16 protein-coding genes are annotated in these 15539 nt (G+C 60.0%); 13 read left to right on the forward strand and 3 right to left on the reverse strand.

The window, feature by feature from the left end; all coding sequences use genetic code 11:
* Window positions 1-14: 14 nt before the first annotated feature.
* The 9 genes from ACEVJK_RS04270 (at window position 15) to ACEVJK_RS04310 (ending at window position 7729) form a co-directional block, all read left to right on the forward strand.
* On the forward strand, window positions 15-1022 hold the full coding sequence (locus ACEVJK_RS04270) for an iron ABC transporter permease (protein ID WP_240287874.1): 1008 nt from the start codon (window positions 15-17) through the stop codon (window positions 1020-1022).
* Window positions 1015-1788 (forward strand): ABC transporter ATP-binding protein, encoded by a 774-nt coding sequence (locus ACEVJK_RS04275; protein WP_374740064.1) that lies wholly within the window; start codon window positions 1015-1017, stop codon window positions 1786-1788. Before ACEVJK_RS04270 ends, ACEVJK_RS04275 begins: the two co-directional genes overlap by 8 nt.
* Before the next feature lie 178 nt (window positions 1789-1966).
* Window positions 1967-2758, forward strand: a complete 792-nt coding sequence (locus ACEVJK_RS04280; protein ID WP_374740065.1) for a xanthine dehydrogenase family protein subunit M — start codon at window positions 1967-1969, stop codon at window positions 2756-2758.
* 3 nt (window positions 2759-2761) lie between these two features.
* Window positions 2762-3226, forward strand: a complete 465-nt coding sequence (locus ACEVJK_RS04285; protein WP_147571228.1) for a (2Fe-2S)-binding protein — start codon at window positions 2762-2764, stop codon at window positions 3224-3226.
* Complete coding sequence (locus ACEVJK_RS04290; protein ID WP_262669795.1) at window positions 3226-5517, forward strand: xanthine dehydrogenase family protein molybdopterin-binding subunit; 2292 nt, start codon at window positions 3226-3228, stop codon at window positions 5515-5517. Before ACEVJK_RS04285 ends, ACEVJK_RS04290 begins: the two co-directional genes overlap by 1 nt.
* Complete coding sequence (locus ACEVJK_RS04295; protein ID WP_262669794.1) at window positions 5510-6106, forward strand: NTP transferase domain-containing protein; 597 nt, start codon at window positions 5510-5512, stop codon at window positions 6104-6106. Before ACEVJK_RS04290 ends, ACEVJK_RS04295 begins: the two co-directional genes overlap by 8 nt.
* 3 nt (window positions 6107-6109) lie before the next feature.
* Window positions 6110-6703, forward strand: coding sequence for a 16S rRNA (guanine(966)-N(2))-methyltransferase RsmD (rsmD, locus tag ACEVJK_RS04300; RefSeq protein WP_262669812.1), 594 nt, complete (start codon window positions 6110-6112; stop codon window positions 6701-6703).
* The gene (gene coaD / locus ACEVJK_RS04305; protein ID WP_186852466.1) at window positions 6700-7197 is read left to right on the forward strand and encodes a pantetheine-phosphate adenylyltransferase; all 498 of its coding nucleotides are present in this window, start codon (window positions 6700-6702) and stop codon (window positions 7195-7197) included. Before rsmD ends, coaD begins: the two co-directional genes overlap by 4 nt.
* Before the next feature lie 4 nt (window positions 7198-7201).
* Window positions 7202-7729, forward strand: coding sequence for a hypothetical protein (locus tag ACEVJK_RS04310; protein ID WP_147571224.1), 528 nt, complete (start codon window positions 7202-7204; stop codon window positions 7727-7729).
* Between the two features lie 100 nt (window positions 7730-7829).
* Here ACEVJK_RS04310 and ACEVJK_RS04315 read toward each other — a convergent pair whose 3' ends face one another.
* Both ACEVJK_RS04315 and cysK read right to left on the reverse strand, forming a co-directional pair.
* The gene (locus ACEVJK_RS04315) at window positions 7830-9143 is read right to left on the reverse strand and encodes an Ig-like domain-containing protein (protein ID WP_262669793.1); all 1314 of its coding nucleotides are present in this window, start codon (window positions 9141-9143) and stop codon (window positions 7830-7832) included.
* Between the two features lie 140 nt (window positions 9144-9283).
* Complete coding sequence (gene cysK / locus ACEVJK_RS04320) at window positions 9284-10216, reverse strand: cysteine synthase A (protein WP_240288907.1); 933 nt, start codon at window positions 10214-10216, stop codon at window positions 9284-9286.
* A gap of 181 nt (window positions 10217-10397) precedes the next feature.
* On the opposite strand from cysK, the gene ACEVJK_RS04325 reads away from it, so the two are divergent.
* Complete coding sequence (locus ACEVJK_RS04325) at window positions 10398-11249, forward strand: patatin family protein (RefSeq protein ID WP_186852468.1); 852 nt, start codon at window positions 10398-10400, stop codon at window positions 11247-11249.
* Here the strand turns inward: ACEVJK_RS04325 and ACEVJK_RS04330 are convergent.
* Complete coding sequence (locus ACEVJK_RS04330; protein WP_262669792.1) at window positions 11239-11487, reverse strand: hypothetical protein; 249 nt, start codon at window positions 11485-11487, stop codon at window positions 11239-11241. The two genes, ACEVJK_RS04325 and ACEVJK_RS04330, sit on opposite strands and share 11 nt — an antisense overlap.
* A gap of 154 nt (window positions 11488-11641) precedes the next feature.
* Here ACEVJK_RS04330 and ACEVJK_RS04335 point away from each other — a divergent pair, with 154 nt between their 5' ends.
* From ACEVJK_RS04335 to ACEVJK_RS04345, 3 genes are all read left to right on the forward strand, one after another.
* Window positions 11642-12592 carry an exonuclease domain-containing protein gene (locus ACEVJK_RS04335; protein ID WP_374740068.1) on the forward strand — a complete coding sequence of 317 codons (951 nt, stop codon included), beginning with the start codon at window positions 11642-11644 and terminating at the stop codon, window positions 12590-12592.
* 147 nt (window positions 12593-12739) lie between these two features.
* Window positions 12740-13435, forward strand: coding sequence for a response regulator transcription factor (locus ACEVJK_RS04340; protein ID WP_147571219.1), 696 nt, complete (start codon window positions 12740-12742; stop codon window positions 13433-13435).
* Window positions 13436-15517, forward strand: coding sequence for a sensor histidine kinase KdpD (locus ACEVJK_RS04345; protein WP_147571218.1), 2082 nt, complete (start codon window positions 13436-13438; stop codon window positions 15515-15517).
* Window positions 15518-15539: the final 22 nt, after the last annotated feature.

A 15539-nucleotide genomic window follows, 5' to 3' on the forward strand; every position in this document is an offset into this window, starting at 1 on the left:
GGGGGATGCGGCCTGTGAAACGGTTTGGTCGGAGTGGGAAGGCCCTGGGGATAGCAGCCGTCCTAATGGCGGCTCTGGTCCTAGTTTCGGTACAGGTGGGCAGCTTCCCCCTTTCTTCCAATGAAATATGGGACATCCTCGCTGGGGGACGGAAGGGGACCACCCAGGCCCAGGTGCTGTGGACACTCCGTCTGCCGCGGGTGTGGATGGGGCTGCTGGCCGGCGGGGCCCTGGGTCTGGCTGGCGGAGTCTATCAGACGCTGTTCGGCAATCCTCTGGCCTCCCCGGACCTGACAGGGGTAGCCTCAGGGGCTTCCTTGGGAGCGGCCTGCGCTATTGTGCTGGGGGCCGGAACCTCCGCCCAGATCATGGGGGGAGCCTTCCTGATGGGAATGGCCTCGCTGGTCCTGGTCCTGGCCCTGGTGCGCTGGGCCGGGTTGGAGCGGACAGGGACCTATATCTTGGCGGGGGTCATCATCTCCTCGGCGGCGGATGCCGGGTTGATGGTGCTGAAGACTGTGGCTGACCCGGAGGGAGAGCTGGCCGCCATTGAGTTTTGGACCATGGGCAGCCTGGCCGCTATGACGGCGGATAAGGTGTGGCCTGCGGCGGCTGCCATCCTTATCCCGGCCCTTCTCATCTTTCTGTTCCGGCAGCGGTTGCTCATCCTCTCCATGGGGGAGGAGAGCGCCCGGACCATGGGCCTTGCCCCTGGACCGTGGCGGAGTCTGTTGCTTGGTCTGACCACGCTGATGGTGGCGGCGGTGGTGTCAGTGGCCGGGGTGGTGGCCTTTGTGGGGCTGATTGCCCCCCACATCGCCTTCCTTCTGCTGGGCCGGCGGGGCGGCCCCTATCTGCCGCTGTGCGCCTTGGTGGGAGGAGATATCCTGCTGGCCGCCGATTTGTTGGCCCGAAGCCTAGCTGGTGGGGGAGAGCTGCCTTTGAGCATCTGGACAGTATGTTTTGGTGTGCCGGTACTGCTGGCCCTGCTGGTGGGGCAGAGAGGAGGCCGGGATGGATAAGCTGCTGGAGGTACGGGACCTCAGCGCAGGCTATCAAAGGCCGGTGGTCCAGAACATCTCTTTCTCTATCCGCAAGGGGGAGCTGGCCGCTGTCCTAGGGAGAAATGGGTGTGGAAAAACCACTCTGCTCCGAGGCCTGACTGGCGGGGCCAAGGTGATGGAGGGGACTGTACTCCTAGATGGACAGGACTGTGCCGGCTGGGACCCGAGGCGGAAGGCCCGGAAGGTGGCGCTGCTCCCCCAGAGGGCACGGCTGCTTCCCGGTCTGTTGGTGGGGGAGGTTATCGCCATGGGCCGTTACCCTTGGACGGGTCCCCTCTCCGGGGGAGACAGAGAGGAGCGGGAACGAGTTCGGGCGGCGGCGGCCCAGTTTGAAGTGGATCACCTGCTGGACCGGGACTGTGCCCAACTCAGCGAGGGACAACGCCAGCTAGTCCAGTTGGCACGATTGGCAGCCCAGGACGCCCCAATCCTGCTGCTGGACGAGCCCAACACTGCCTTGGACTTTGACAATACCGCCCTGCTCTTTGACCGGATCACTCAGATGGTGGAGGGGGAAAAGTGCGCCCTGATGGTCCTCCATGACCCGGCTCTGGCCTTGGACCGCTGTCACCGGCTGCTCCTGCTGGACGGAGGAAGGCTGGTGGACGATATTATAGTGGCCGAACGGAGGGAGGAGGAACTCCAGGCGGCATTGAGAAGGCTGTATCCCTCCATCCGTGTCCGCCGGGAGGCGGAGGGCAGGTTTTACTGTCTGCCCGATTGAACGGGAAGCGGCGCCCTTTAATAGGGCGTCGTTTTTTGTTTGTCAAAGGAGAAAAAGGATGGTATAATAGCCGCTGAATGATGATGCCGCCAGGCAAGAGCCAATTTGGCTGTGCCGCTGCGGCATCCCGTGGATTATGACGGACATCTGTGCCGATCAAGATATGGAGGGGAACGCTTTGCTGACCATCGACCGGTATGTCAAGGCCCAAAGTCTGAAGGAGGCCTATGAGCTGTGTCAGAAGCGCAATAACGTGGTGCTGGGGGGAATGCTCTGGCTGAAGATGCAGGACAGAAAGGTGGGCGCCGCCATTGATCTGTGCGGCCTAGGGCTGGACCAGATCACGGAGAGGGAGGACGCCTTTGAGATAGGGGCCATGGTGTCCCTGCGGGAGCTGGAGAAACACCCTGGGCTCAACGAACTGACAGGGGGGGCCATCTCTAACAGCGTGGAGCATATCGTGGGGGTACAGTTCCGGAACTGTGCCACTGTGGGAGGAAGCGTCTTTGGACGCTTCGGCTTTTCCGATGTCCTGACCATTCTGATGGCCCTGGGGGCCCACGTGGAGCTGTATCACGCCGGAGTGATGCCGCTGGCTGACTTCTGTGAGAGTCATATTTCCAGGGACATCCTTACCAAAGTCATTGTCCCCAAAGGTGTGACAGGGGCGGTATACCTGTCCCAGCGAAACAGCGCCACTGATTTTCCTCTCCTCGCCTGCGCCATTGTCCGCCGGGAGGAGGAATATCGGGTGGCGGTGGGCGCCCGTCCTATGGTGGCCCGGACCTATAGCGATGAGAGAGGCCTGCTGGCCGGAGGTATTACCCGGGAAATCGCCCAGGCATTCGCCCTTGAACTGTCCCAGCGAGTGAAGCTAGGGGGAAACGCCCTGGGCAGCGAAGAGAGCCGAAGGGCGCTCTGTCCGGTTTTGGTCCGCCGGGGACTGCTGAAGCTGGAAGGGGTGGAGTGACATATGGAGATCAACCTGAATCTAAATGGAAGGGCTGTCAGCGCTTCGGTGCGGCCGGATACGCTGCTGCTGGATTTTTTGCGGGACCAGGGCTGCTACAGTGTGAAGCGGGGATGCGAGACCAGCAACTGCGGCGCCTGTACAGTGCTGCTGGACGGCAGACCGGTTTTGTCCTGCAGCGTACTGGCGGCCAGAGCGGATGGCCGGACGGTCCAGACCCTGGAGGGCCTTCAGAGGGAGGCGGAGGCGTTTGTCACCTACATTGCCGACCAGGGCGCCGAGCAGTGCGGCTTCTGCAATCCCGGCTTTGTTGTCAATACCATTGCCCTGCTCCGGGAGAATCCGGACCCCACGGACCAGGAGATACGGACATTTTTGGCGGGCAACCTGTGCCGCTGTTCCGGCTATGAGGGGCAACTGCGGGGCATCCGGGCCTATCTGGACAGCAGAAAGGGAGGGAAGGCGTGATGGACCAGCAGGAGCTTAAGATCGTGGGCAAGGGGGTCAGGAAAAAGGACGCCATGGCCCTCCTCCTGGGCAAGCCCGCCTATGTGGACGACGTGACGCCACGGAACTGTCTGGTGGTCAAGGTGCTGCGTAGCCCCCACGCCCACGCTCTAATTGAGGAGATCGACACGGAAAACGCCGAGAGCATTCCCGGCGTGGCTGCCATCTTTACCTATAAGGATGTGCCCCAAAAGCGGTTCACGATGGCCGGACAGACCTATCCAGAGCCCTCCCCCTACGACCGTCTCATTTTGGACCGGCGAGTGCGCTTTGTGGGAGACGCTGTGGCCATCGTGGCCGGGGAGGACGAAGGGGCGGTGGACCGGGCGCTGAAGCGCATTCGGGTTCGCTACCAGGTCCTCCAGCCTGTACTGGACTACCACACCGCCAAGGACAACATGATCCTGGTCCACCCTGAGGAGGACTGGCGGTCCCTGTGCCCTGTGGGGGCGGACAACCGCCGCAACCTGTGCGCCAGCGAGAGCTGCCAGGACGGGGATGTGGACCAGGTGCTCGCCCAGTGTGATATCGTGGTAGAGGGGACCTATCACACCAAAGCCTGCCAGCAGGCCATGATGGAGACCTTCCGCACCTATACGGAGATGGACCCCTATGGCCGGCTCCATGTCGTCAGCTCCACTCAAATCGTATTCCATGTCAGGCGTATTCTGGCCAACGCTCTGGATATCCCAAAGTCCAAGATCCATGTGGAGAAGCCCCGCATCGGCGGCGGCTTCGGGGCCAAGCAGACGGTGGTGGCCGAGGTATACCCCGCTCTGGTCACCTGGAAGACGGGCCGGCCGGCCAAGATGATCTATACCCGGCAGGAGTGCCAGACTGCCGGCTCTCCCCGCCACGAGATGGAGATCAAGGTGCGCTTGGGAGCCAGCCTGGATGGGACCATCCGGGCCCTGGATGTGTATACCTTATCCAATACCGGGGCCTACGGTGAGCACGGCCCTACCACAGTGGGTCTGTCCGGCCACAAATCCATTCCCCTGTATACCAACAGCCTGGAGGCCTTCCGCTTCGCTTATGACGTGGTGTACACCAATGTCCAGTCTGCCGGGGCCTACCGGGGTTATGGGGCCACTCAGGGCATCTTTGCTGTGGAGTCGGCGGTGAACGAGCTGGCCGACCGGCTTGGGGTGGACCCGGTGGCCCTGCGGGAGAAGAATATGGTCCGCCAGGGGCAGGTCATGCCCGCCTATTATAACGAGCGGGCGGACGCCTGCGCCCTGGACCGGTGCATGACCCGCTGTAAGGAGCTGTTCCACTGGGAGGAGAAGTACCCCGTCCGGGATTTGGGCGGCGGAAAGATTCGGGCGGCAGGCGTAGCCATGGCCATGCAGGGGTCCGGAATCTCTGGGGTGGACGTGGGCTCCGCCACTATCAAGCTGAGTGACGAGGGATTTTTTAACCTGACCATCGGCGCCGCGGACATGGGGACTGGGTGCGATACTATATTGGCCCAGATGGCCGCCGAGTGTATGGAGTGCGAGGTGGATGAAGTAGCTGTCTTTGGCGCTGACTCCGACGCCTCCCCCTATGATTCCGGCTCCTATGCCTCCAGCACCACCTATGTCACCGGAAAGGCTGTGGAGAAAGCCTGTGCCGAGTTAAAAGAGCGGCTTTGCGCCATTGGGGCGGAGCTGCTGGACTGCCCCAGAGAGGAAGTGGAGTACGCCAGGAAGGCGGTGCGTCGGTTGGACGGATCCGCCCAGGTATCCCTCTTTGATATCGCTACCAAGTCCATGTGCGGAAACGGAACAGCGGTCCAGACCACGGTTTCCCACTCCTCCCCCATCTCGCCGCCGCCCTTTATGGTAGGCATGGCCGAGGTGGAGGTGGACAAAGAAACTGGAGCTGTAAAGGTTTTAAACTATACGGCCGTGGTGGACTGCGGCACGCCCATCAACCCCAATCTGGCCAGAGTCCAGACCGAGGGGGGCATTGTTCAGGGGATTGGCATGGCACTGTTTGAGGATGTGACCTACAACAGGGAGGGGCGTATCCGGGAGGATTCCCTCATGCGCTATAAGATCCCAACCCGTCTGGATATGGGCAGGCTTCAGGTGGAATTTGAATCCAGCTATGAGCAGACTGGCCCCTTTGGCGCAAAGTCAATTGGGGAGATCGTCATCAATACGCCGGCCCCAGCTATCGCCCATGCCGTGTACCGGGCCACCGGCCTGCGGCACCACTCCCTGCCCATCACGCCGGAAAAGGTGCTCCTTGGCCGGGATGAGTAAACACATCCTCTATCTGGCCGCAGGCAGCGGCCGCCGGTTTGGAAGCAACAAGCTGCTCTACAACTGGAAAGGAAAATCACTTTATAGATATGGCCTGGATATGCTGGCTGATTTGATCCAAAGACGGGAAGACTGTACCTTGACCGTGGTCTCCAGTTATCTGGAGATTCGGGAGATGGCCGCCGCGTTAGGCGCCAGGGTTGTGGATAGCCCTGAAAGTGACAAGGGATTATCCTTTACAATAAAGAGCGCTATCCAAGCTTTGGATGGATTCGCTCCAGAGGATTTTTTGCTGTTTGCCGTGGCGGACCAGCCCTGGCTGGGGGCGGGGACTGTGTCCCGACTGCTGGATGCGGCCCGGCCCGGACTGCTGGCCGCCACCGCCGCCTGGGGAGATAGGGTAGGCAATCCCACCCTCTTTTCAGCGGAGCTGATACCCCAATTATTGGATCTCACCGGCGACCGGGGTGGACGGGCTGTCCTGGAGGCCTGTGGGGAACGGTGTCAGCGAATCCAGGTGGACACCCCACGGGAACTTGAGGATGTGGATACTAGACAGGCTCTGGAAGAAAATGGATCAGAAGCCTGAAACATTGTCCAAGTACGGCAAAGGAAAGGAAGAAAAACCATGCGTGTAATCTCCGGCTCGGCTAGAGGCAGAAGACTGAAGGAGCTTCAGGGGATGGATACCCGCCCCACCACAGATAAGGTCAAGGAGTCCCTATTCAATATCATCCAGTTCGAGATTGAGGGCAGAAGGGTGCTGGATCTCTTTGGCGGAACTGGTCAGCTGGGCATCGAGGCCCTGTCAAGGGGTGCGGACCACTGTACCTTTGTGGACATGAGAAAGGAGGCCGCCGCCCTGATTCGGGAGAACCTGAGGCTGACCGGCCTGAGTGAGCGGTCTCGGGTAGTCCAAGGGGACGCCCTGTCCTTCCTTTCCTCCTGCGGGGAAAAATTTGATGTGATCCTGTTGGACCCGCCTTACCACACGGAGCTGCTGGAAAAGAGCGTGGAGCGGATCACAGAGTTTGACATTCTTCGGGAACATGGTATAATAATCTGTGAAAGTGCGGCGGAACGGGAGCTGCCCGCCCTGCCGCCCCCCTATGAACGGGGGAGAGAGTATCGCTACGGCAAGATCAGGCTGACAGTCTGCCGCCGGGCGGGGAGTGATAGACGATGAGTACTGCCATCTATCCCGGCAGTTTTGATCCAGTGACTCTGGGGCACCTGAATATCATCAAGCGGGCTGCCGCCTGCTTTGACAAGCTGATCGTGTGCGTCATGGTCAATTCCAAAAAACAGGGGATGTTCACCCCGGAGGAGCGGGTGGAATTGCTGCGCCGCTCCACCGCCCGTTTCCCCAATGTAGAGGTGGATTTCTCCAACGAGCTGTTGGCGGAATACGCCAAGCGCCGTCGGGCTCATGTGGTGGTCAAGGGCCTGCGGGCGGTATCGGATTTTGAGCAGGAGGTCCAGATGGCGGTCATTAACCGCAAGCTGAATCCCAAGTTGGAGACCATGTTTTTGGCCTCCAGTGAAAAATATACTTACCTCAGCTCTACCATCGTGAAGGAGATGGCCCGCTACGGAGCCAATCTGGCGGACTTCGTCCCCAGAGAGATCGTCAACGATGTGAACCAGCGCATGGGGCAGATGGAAAGAAAGGAAGGGTAATGGCATGGCAAGCGGAGTAGAAGAATTGCTGGATATGCTCTTTGAGATGATTGACGAGGCGAAGAACGTCCCTCTCTCCGGTGATAAGTGTATGATCGAACGGGACCGGGCGCTGGATCTGATCGACGATATCCGAAGCCAGTTCCCGGTAGAGCTGTCTGAGGCCAGAAAGATGATGGCCAACCGGGCTGAATTGGTCGCCTCCGCAAAACGCGAGGCCGACTCCATCCGCAAGGCGGCGGAGGATAAGGCGCGCCAGCTGCTGGCGGAGGATGTCATCACCCTCCAGGCCAAGCAGAAGGCCAACGATCTGAAGCGGGAGACTGAGGAGCGAAGCCGGGATCTGAAGCGGTCGGCCAACGAGTACTGCGAAGATGTGCTGCGTCGTACGGAGGAGGCAGTGGCTGCCGCCTATGATGAGATCAAGAAGTCTCGGGCCAGCTTCCGGGCTGCCGCTGGAGCGTCTGCTGTGCCCCAGGCGGGGAGCACCGGCTCCCGGCCTATCTATGACGCCGCGGCTGACGAGGATTGAGAACAAAATGAAACAGCGCCGCTGGAAGGAAGCTTCCAGCGGCGCTGCTTTGTCTGAGTCAGGGGATCACGGCGAAGCGGGGGCGAATGGAGACTTAGCTTCACCAGGGCAGCCAGCCGTCCTCCCGGTCAGCCAGCACATCCATGGCCCCGTCCAGCATCTCGGCCGCCTCGGCCCGGGTCAGCTGATTGGATAGAGCTGCGGCGCCGGTGCTCTCCATTCGGATGACGCCGGAGGAGGCTAGGTTGGCCGCGGCCTGGGAGGCCCAGTGACCCTGGCTGTCAGAAGAAAATACCTCTACGGGCACATCAGTCACGTCCAGCAGGTTGTTTAGCATCACTGTGGCCTCGGCACGAGTGATCGGGGTATCCGCCCCAAAGACGGGGGCGCCGCTCTCATCTTTGGAGCCCTGGATGGTGCCGGCCTTCAGAGCCGCGGAAACAGAGCCCTTGGCCCAGGTGGGGATGGCGCTGTCGTCAGAGAAGCCGGTGAGTGTTACGTCCTCCATGGCTTCCAGACCAGACACGGCCATGGCCATGGTCAAGAACTGGGCCCGGCTGACGGGCTGCTTGGGGTCGAAGAAGTAGTGGCCGTTCATATACTGGCCCACATAGATGCCCTCCTCGGCCAGGCGAATCGCAGCCTTATGGGCGGGATTCCCCTCCATGTCGGCATAAGTCACCTTGGTGTCGGCCTTTTCGATGTGGACAGTGATCTTGGCCTCCGCGGAGGTGTTGCCAGCGGGGTCTACGGCTACATAAGTGAAGGAATCGCTCCCTGTCTTGTTCTCATAGGGGGTATACACGAACTGGCTGGAGCCGTCCTCTGCCAGAGTCACAGCGCCCCGGGCGGGGGTGGAGGTGAGCTGGAAGGACAGGGCGTCCCCCTCGCTGTCCACGGCGTCGAAATATCCGGTGATGGCCACGTTTTTATAGGTGGATAGCTCCATATTCCGAGCGATTGGGGCCTGATTTTCCTGGTCCAGAAGGTACAAGGTGACGGTAACGGGCCCGCAGTCCTGCGTGGGGGCGAGGCTGGGGGTGAAGGTAAAGGTGGTGGTGGTCACGGTGGGGACAGGAGAGCTCTGGAACCGGAGCCCGTCCAGAGCGGTACAGTCTACCACAGTGCCTACCTGGAGGGGCTGGCCGCCGATGACTAGTGTGCCAGCGCCGGGGTCAGGCAGGCTCTCGATGGTGATGGCAGTCAGCTGGGTCTTCTTATCTCCGGTGACCGCGAAGTCCTCCAGAGAGAAGGAGATGATGGTGCCGATAAGCCCGTTTTTGGAGAAGTCGTTGACAGCGGCGCTCTCCTTTTTATTCCAGAAGAAAGCGGAGGCGGGAAGGGACAGGGTAAAGGCCAGAGCCAGGGCTAGGATGGGAGCCATGACCCGGCGGAACGGATGAAAGCGATTCATGGGATACCTCCTTCAAAATTAGGTGTATCCCTATTCTTTTGCCATTGGAGCCAAATTATGCGAACACAGAAATTACCAGAAAAGATCCTGCCTTTTAGACAAAGCTCCCCGCATCCAGCAACGGATGCGGGGAGCTCCGGTCAGTCTGCAAACATGGGGGAGGAGAGATATCGGTCCCCAGAGTCGGGCAGGAGGACCACGATGGTCTTCCCGCGGTTCTCCTCCAGTCGGGCCAGCTCTCCCGCCGCCCACAGGGCGGCGCCGGAGGAGATGCCGGCCAGCACTCCCTCGGTCCGGACAAGCTCCCGCCCAGCCTGGAAGGCGTCCTGATCCCTTACACGGATAACCTGGTCGTAGACAGAACGATCCAGGGTCTGGGGAATAAAATTGGCCCCAATGCCCTGTATGCCGTGAGGGCCGGCTTGGCCCCCGGACAGCAGGGGAGAGGCGTCAGGTTCCACCGCTACTACCTTGATATTGGGATCTTGCTCCTTCAAATACCGGCCAGTACCGGACAAAGTCCCACCCGTCCCAACAGTGGCTACAAAAATATCCACGTTTCCATCTGTGTCACGCCAGATCTCCGGCCCGGTGGTCTGGTAGTGGGCACGGGGATTGGCTGGATTTTCAAACTGGCCGGGGATAAAGCTGCCGGGGATCGAGGCGGCCAGCTCCTGAGCTTTTCCCACCGCTCCCTGCATCCCTTGGGCACCAGGAGTGAGGACGAGCTGGGCACCATAGGCCGCCAGCATGGACCGCCGCTCTGCGCTCATGGTATCCGGCATGGTTAAAATGACCTTGTATCCCCGTGCGGCAGCGATACAGGCTAGACCAATGCCAGTGTTGCCAGAGGTGGGTTCGATAATGGTGGCGCCTGGCTTGAGCAGACCCCGTTCCTCCGCGTCCAGAATGAGGGACAGCCCCACCCGGTCCTTAGCAGAGCCGGCTGGGTTAAGGTATTCCAATTTCGCCAGAACAGTGGCGGTGAAGTGGTGGGCTTTTCCGTAGCGTGTCAGTGCCAGGAGAGGTGTTCCTCCCACCAGCGGCTCGATTCCAGTATAGATACGGGCCATGATGACCAACCTTTCTCCATTCAAAATGATACAAAGCAGCCAAGGATAGGCACTGCCTGTCCCAGTTGCCTGATATTAAAAATCATACCCCCGGCAGAGTTTTTTGTCAATTCGATTGCAAAGGACGGGAGATAGGGGGTATAATGCTCTTATCTCTTAGTATGTCAAGAAAGGAAAACCTATGAAAACAGGACTGGTCCTGGAGGGCGGGGCCCTCCGTGCCATTTTTTCCAGCGGGGTGTGCGACGGCCTGCTGGAGGGCGGTATCATGACAGACTATTTCATCGGGGTGTCGGCAGGGGCGGCCTACGGCGTCAGCTATCTGTCCCGGCAGCCCCGCAGAAATCTGGAGGTGGTCACTCGCTTTGCCCCCGACCGGCGCTACATGGGGATGCGTAATCTGGCGGATAAGAAGAATCAGAGTTATTTCGGTCTGGAGTTTTCCTATCAGACTATCCCAAACGAGCTGGTCCCCTTTGACTACGACGCCTTTCAGGCCTATCCCGGAAAGGCGGAGGCGGTGGTCACCAACCTGAACACCGGCGGGGCGGACTATCTGGAGATCCCCCGGCAGGACCGGGAGTCCCTGGTGCTCCAGGCTACCTGCGCCATGCCCCTGATGTTTCCCATCTATCATATCAACGGTCAGCCCTATCTGGACGGCGGTGTTGGAGACGCTATCCCATGGCGGAGGGCGCTGGAGCAGGGCTGCGACCGTGTTCTGGTGGTGCTGACCAGGCCCAGGGAATACCGGCGCAGGCCAGATAAGCTGCTGCCCCTGGTGCGGAAGAAGTACCGGGAATATCCCAATTTTGTGGCGGCTATGGAACAGCGGGCCCAGGTCTATAACCAGGACCGGGAGGAGCTCTTCCGCGCGGAGCGGGAGGGCCGGCTTCTGGTCATCGCGCCCCGTTCCACCCTGGGCGTCTCACGGACAGAGCGGAACACGGAGAAGCTGCGGCTGCTGTGGGCGGCCGGCTATCAGGACGCTGTGGACCGGCTGGAGGAGATCCAGGACTTTTTCAGCCGATGAGGTGCTGCCTCCTGTCCGCTGGGCAGTCCGACTCCTTGGCCGGCAGGGAGCAGAGCCCCTGATACCGCTCTACAAGGTCGGGCTGGAGGGCGAAAAGGGCCAGGATATCTCCCAGCACGGTAAAAAAAGCGGACATACGGCCTAACTGGCCGCTGTCCTGGTCCTGGGCCAGGAGTAGGGCCAGTATGACGGCTATGGCCAGCAGCTCCTGGCTGCCGCCGCGGAAAAGTTGACCCAATACAACCACCCCCGGTCATTCTATGCGCTGGCCGCCGGGGTGGTTTTTCGCGCCGCCTTGTCGAAGGCGCGGGACGGGTGAACCATGGATATCCATTGACGTTTCCAGGAGGATGTGGTATGGTCGTATACAGAAGATACAGGCAGGTGACAGGATGATCATTTTGGACCTGGAGTGGAACCAGGGATATGACAAGACCGTTTTAGACGAGGTCCTCCAGATCGGCGCGGTGCGGGTAGACCGGCTGGGTGGCCCCATTACAGATACCTTTTGTGCCTTTATCCGGCCCCGCGTCCACAAGAAGATGAAACAGATGGCCAGGTATCTGCCGGAGCTGCGGCGGTCCCTGGATTCGGAGACCACCTTTCCAGAGGCCATGGGAGCCTTCCTGGATTGGTGCGGCGACGAGCGGGAATTTGGCGCCTGGGGCAGCGGCGATATGGAGGTGCTGGCCCAGAACTGCCGGTACTGGAAGATGGAGGCCGACCTGTCAAAAAAGGTGTGGGACCTCCAGCGCGCGTTCTCCATCACTGTGGGCACAGGCCAGAGCGTGGCTCTGTACCGGGCGGTGGAATACTGCGGCGTTCCAGCGCCCTTTGAATTTCACAACGCGCTGAACGACTGCGTCTATACGGCGGTGGTCAGCCAGTGGATCTCCCCGGCGGCTATCGACGAGCTGTCGTCGCCCGCTTGGGTAAAAAAATTTACCTGGACCTCTGAACCGGAGGGGAGCAGCCGCGAGATCGGGCCATTTCAAACGGCCAGGAGCGGACTGAATAGCCGGACCAGCCGTCTGATGAGCTGCCCACTTTGCGGGGAGAAAGGTTGGGTCATCCAGTGGCGCTCCAGACGGGAGGGAGTCTATTTCGGTACCTTCCCCTGCCGCGAACACGGCAGATTCTTGGTTCGGTTTGTGATGAGCCCTGGGGAGGACGGGCTGTTCCGGGGCAGGCTGTCCCTCCCACCTCTGACGGATGCCACCATCCAGGCATACTCCGAGGCCATGAAGGGTCAACTCCATTCCTGCAAGGCGCTGGGCGGCCGGCGGCGGAGGCGCGGCGGAAGAAGACGATCCGGGGACGAAGCGAGGGAGAAGGCGTCTTAAAAAAGAACAGCAGGGGGTGGACTGGCTTTGCTGGTCCGCCCCCTGTTCTGCTCAATTTAAGCACTTCTTAATATTTTCCCACTTGCAACTTAAACTCTGTATGTTATCCTTAGAGCAACAAGCACGGAAAGCGGGAGGAGAGGGACCATGTATACTATCCTGATCTGCGATGATGACAGGGACATTGTGTCGGCGCTGGATATCTATTTGACCAGTGAGGGCTATCAGACGGTCAAGGCCTATAATGGGAGAGAGGCGCTCAAGGCTGTGGAGCAGAGGGAGATCCATCTGATCCTGATGGACATCATGATGCCGGAGCTGGACGGGATTCGAGCCACAGCCAAGCTGCGGGAGGAGAACAATGTGCCCATTATTCTGCTGACGGCCAAGAGCGAGGACACAGATAAGATACTGGGGTTAAACATCGGGGCGGACGACTATATCACAAAGCCCTTTAACCCCCTGGAGGTCATAGCCCGGGTCAAGAGTCAGCTGCGGCGCTATACCAGCCTGGGAGGTTCAGAAAAGAGCACTGGCCTCATCACCGTTGGCCCGGTGTCCATGGATGACAGTGCCAAACGGGTCACAGTGGATGGAGAGCCCGTGGCGCTGACGCCCATTGAATACAATATTTTAAAGCTGCTGATCTCCCACCCCGGCCAGGTATTCTCCTCCGCCCAAATCTATGAGCAGGTATGGAACGATCCGGCCTACGGATCGGAGAACACGGTAGCCGTCCATATCCGCCATCTGAGGGAGAAGATCGAGATCGACCCGGCGGACCCCCGCTGGCTGAAGGTGGTGTGGGGGCTGGGCTACAAGATGGAGAAGGGAGGGGCCTGAATGGAAGCGGTACGGAAGAGCCCATGGGCTAAACTGACGGCTGCCTTTCTGATGCTGGCCCTTGCTTTTTCTAGTAGCTGGTTCGGATACAGGGCACTGACCGCTCTGTCCTGCGTGGGTGCCGAGAACTGGCAGCAGACGGGTATCTACTATGTTTTGCTGCGAGACCGAGAGGGCCAGCTGGCCGGCGGGGTGGCGGATGCCATCCAGCTGGAACGAAATGGGGAGAGCCTGTCTTATCTGGCTGTCCAGTCTATCCAGGAGAGCTTGGAGGAGCTGGAGGAGCGGATGGACGCTGAAAGCACCTGGTTTCGGTTTCAGGTCAAGACCGCCGACGGCGGCCAGGTCCTGGCCACCAATCTGAAGGAGGGGGAGACTCTCTCTGCGACGGTGTCCTCCGTGTGGTACTCCACCTTTGTGGTGGGCGAGCATTTTACACAGGAAGAATACGACCTCTATAACAGTGAAAATGATTATGTATTCTCAATCGGCGTGTCGGGACAGGGGAGCGAGCAGGTGCCGGGTGAGGCGGAGCTTGAGGGCAAGAGCGCCGTGGAACAGATGGTCATTGAGTGCGGGCTCCCACTGAACGTGGATGAGAGCCGGGCAGACGAATTTTACCAGCTATCCACCAGCTTTGACCAGGCCCTAGAGAGCTTCCGCCCCCGGTGTACCGCCGCTCTGTCCCTGATGGCGGCCAGTCTGCTGTGCCTGCTATTTCTGCTGTGGTCGGCGGGACATAAGGAGGGAAAAGAGGAGATCATACTCTCCTGGCAGGATAAGATATTCCTGGAGTTCCATTGGTTTTTCCTGTTGACTGTGGGGACCGCCCTGGCCGCCGGAGGCCTCTATTTTGGGGACTACCTGTACCAATTCATCGTGCAAGTCCATTTCTATTCCCAGGAGGAGCAGTGGGTGCTCTGGGTCATATATTTGGCCCTCTCCCTGCTCACAGCGGCGCTGGTCGGGGTCATCTGTCTGGCGCTGCGTACCCTGGTGGTCCGAGTTAAGGCCGGGGCGTTGGCGCGGACCACCCTGCTGTGCAGGGTGGTCGGGTGGACAGTGCGCACTGTCCACGAGCTGATTGTCAACCTGCCCTTCATCTGGAAGGTGCTCCTGGGCTTTTTGATCTATTTCTTTGCCAATGTCATGCTGTTTACCTCGGCCCGCTACAACGGCCTGGCGGGGCTGCTGTGGTTTGGCCTCAACGGTGTGGTGTTCCTCTTTCTGGCCTGGTGGGCCATCGGGTTCCACCGCCTGCGAAAAGGGAGCCGGGCTATCGCCGCAGGGGACTTGGAGCATCAGATCGACACCAACAGGATGTTCCATGACCTGCGTCTCCAGGCCGAGGACCTGAATAACATCTCGGTGGGCCTGTCCAGTGCTGTGGATGAGAAGATGAAAAGCGAGCGATTTAAGGCGGAGCTGATTACCAACGTGTCCCACGACTTGAAGACGCCGCTCACCTCCATTATAAATTATGTCAACCTGTTAAAAACTACGGAGCAGACCGACCCCAAGGCCCAGGAATACATTGAGGTGCTGGACCGCAAATCCCAGCGGCTGAAGAAGCTGACGGAGGATCTGGTGGAGGCGTCCAAGGCGTCTACCGGCGTGCTGTCCGTCAGCCGGGAGAAGATCGGTATGGTCCAGTTGATTGACCAGGCCCTAGGGGAGTGGGAGGAGAAGCTGGCCGCCCGCCATCTGACCGTGGTAAGGAATCTTCAGGATGGGGAAACCTGGGTCTATGCTGACGGACGTCATCTGTGGCGGGTCATCGATAATCTGCTGTCCAACTGTGCCAAATATGCCATGGAGGGCACCCGAATCTACCTGGACCTGGAGCGGGGGCACGGACAGGTGGTCCTATCGGTGAAGAATATCTCCCGAGAGGCGCTGAACGTGGCGCCGGAGCGTCTGATGGAGCGGTTTGTCCGGGGGGATGAGTCCCGCACCACCGAGGGTTCCGGCTTGGGACTGTCCATCGCCCGAAGCCTGACTGAGCTTCAGGGGGGCATTTTCCAGCTGAAGGTGGATGGGGACCTGTTCAAAGCGTGTATCACCTTGCCCCAGGCGAATTGAGGGTAAACTGACAGACCGCCCG

The organism is Flintibacter sp. P01028 (genome assembly GCF_041925235.1).
Lineage (GTDB): Bacteria > Bacillota > Clostridia > Oscillospirales > Oscillospiraceae > Lawsonibacter > Lawsonibacter aceti.

What these genes read in the sequence shown, in the direction of transcription:
- ACEVJK_RS04275 (WP_374740064.1), top strand. Translation starts at nt 1,015, where the DNA reads ATGGATAAGCTGCTGGAGGTACGGGACCTCAGCGCAGGCTATCAAAGG.
- ACEVJK_RS04285 (WP_147571228.1), top strand. Translation starts at nt 2,762, where the DNA reads ATGGAGATCAACCTGAATCTAAATGGAAGGGCTGTCAGCGCTTCGGTG.
- ACEVJK_RS04290 (WP_262669795.1), top strand. Translation starts at nt 3,226, where the DNA reads ATGGACCAGCAGGAGCTTAAGATCGTGGGCAAGGGGGTCAGGAAAAAG.
- ACEVJK_RS04295 (WP_262669794.1), top strand. Translation starts at nt 5,510, where the DNA reads ATGAGTAAACACATCCTCTATCTGGCCGCAGGCAGCGGCCGCCGGTTT.
- coaD (WP_186852466.1), top strand. Translation starts at nt 6,700, where the DNA reads ATGAGTACTGCCATCTATCCCGGCAGTTTTGATCCAGTGACTCTGGGG.
- ACEVJK_RS04310 (WP_147571224.1), top strand. Translation starts at nt 7,202, where the DNA reads ATGGCAAGCGGAGTAGAAGAATTGCTGGATATGCTCTTTGAGATGATT.
- ACEVJK_RS04315 (WP_262669793.1), bottom strand. Translation starts at nt 9,143, where the DNA reads ATGAATCGCTTTCATCCGTTCCGCCGGGTCATGGCTCCCATCCTAGCC.
- cysK (WP_240288907.1), bottom strand. Translation starts at nt 10,216, where the DNA reads ATGGCCCGTATCTATACTGGAATCGAGCCGCTGGTGGGAGGAACACCT.
- ACEVJK_RS04325 (WP_186852468.1), top strand. Translation starts at nt 10,398, where the DNA reads ATGAAAACAGGACTGGTCCTGGAGGGCGGGGCCCTCCGTGCCATTTTT.
- ACEVJK_RS04335 (WP_374740068.1), top strand. Translation starts at nt 11,642, where the DNA reads ATGATCATTTTGGACCTGGAGTGGAACCAGGGATATGACAAGACCGTT.
- ACEVJK_RS04340 (WP_147571219.1), top strand. Translation starts at nt 12,740, where the DNA reads ATGTATACTATCCTGATCTGCGATGATGACAGGGACATTGTGTCGGCG.
- ACEVJK_RS04345 (WP_147571218.1), top strand. Translation starts at nt 13,436, where the DNA reads ATGGAAGCGGTACGGAAGAGCCCATGGGCTAAACTGACGGCTGCCTTT.